This is a genomic window from Alcanivorax sp. HI0044, from assembly GCF_001634945.1.
The window spans coordinates 1-702 of record NZ_LWEZ01000656.1; the positions used below are offsets into that span (position 1 = coordinate 1).

The following is a 702-nucleotide window of genomic DNA, read 5'->3' on the forward strand; positions in this document are numbered from 1 at the left end:
CCGCGACGACCATCGGGAATAAATACGGTTTCCACGGCACCGCCGTTATCCATTTCGAACACCCATTTACGGGTGCCGTCACGGCTGATGCTCTCGTGGGTTACCTTCGGGCCGCGGATTTCCGCCACCTCGGACAATTTCTGGCGCAATGCCTTACCCACATCGGTCATTTGCTCGAAGGAATCCGCCTGGTGGTGGTGGATCCATTTCAGCACCTGCTGGGCACGGAATTTTTTCTCCCCCATGGTCAGGAAGAACTCTTCCATTTGCGGGCGAGAAAGGCCGAGCAGATTTACCTTCTGTTGGGCAGTCATAGCATTCTCCAATAGGAAACCGGGTTTCCTTTAAACGCCAACCACGGCCCGAGGCCGTGGTTGGTATTGCACGCAAGCGGATATTAGCTGGCGCGCGGGCACAGTTCTTCGTCGGAGAAGAAGTAGGCCAGTTCGCGGGCGGCTGACTCGGTGGAGTCAGAACCATGGACCGCGTTTGCATCGATTGTTTCCGCAAAATCTGCACGGATAGTGCCGGCTTCGGCTTCTTTCGGGTTGGTAGCACCCATCAGATCACGGTTTTTGGCAACCGCGTCTTCGCCTTCCAGAACCTGTACAACCACAGGACCGCTGGTCATGAAGCCCACCAGATCCTTGAAGAAAGGACGCTCTTTGTGCTCAGCGTAGAAGCCGCCCGCCTTTTCGTCGC

The 702-nt window shown here is 56.3% G+C and carries 1 protein-coding gene and 1 pseudogene; both read right to left on the reverse strand.

The window, feature by feature from the left end; all coding sequences use genetic code 11:
- Positions 1-314, reverse strand: a pseudogene (locus A3730_RS07940) (23S rRNA (adenine(2503)-C(2))-methyltransferase RlmN); the annotation flags it as partial.
- A gap of 83 nt (positions 315-397) precedes the next feature.
- Positions 398-702: nucleoside-diphosphate kinase (gene ndk / locus A3730_RS07945; RefSeq protein ID WP_063537869.1), on the reverse strand; the 305-nt coding region annotated here is incomplete at its 5' end.